This window comes from Tamlana crocina (assembly GCF_012037625.1).
In genome coordinates this window covers 1-382 of sequence record NZ_JAAVJS010000421.1, presented here as the reverse complement: position 1 = coordinate 382, position 382 = coordinate 1, and the positions used below count along the sequence as shown (strand labels likewise).

1 protein-coding gene is annotated in these 382 nt (G+C 44.5%); it reads right to left on the bottom strand.

The features are described 5' to 3' along the window. Positions 1-382 (bottom strand): cbb3-type cytochrome c oxidase subunit I (locus HC176_RS17400; protein ID WP_209309789.1); only part of this gene is annotated, 382 nt, incomplete at both ends.

The window sequence follows — 382 nt, the reverse complement described above, 5'->3', positions numbered from 1 at the left end:
AGGAGTAAACCGGCCTGTTAGCAGCCTTAGGTACAAAGTAGTACATAAGCCCCAGGAACGGAGTGGTAAGGAAGAATGCAACCGCATTGTGGCCGTACCACCATTGAACAAGAGCATCCTGCACTCCGGCATAAACCGAATAACTTTTGAAGAGACCGACAGGAATGGCAAGGCTGTTAAAAATGTGAAGAACCGCAACAGTTACAAAGGTTGCTATGTAAAACCAGATAGCAACATACAAGTGTCGTTGTCTTCTTTTGAAAATTGTAGCGATGAGGTTCCAGCCAAAAACCACCCAAATTACCGCAATGAGAATATCAAAAGGCCATTCCAGCTCGGCGTATTCTTTGGAACTAGTGTAACCTAATGGCAATGTAATCGC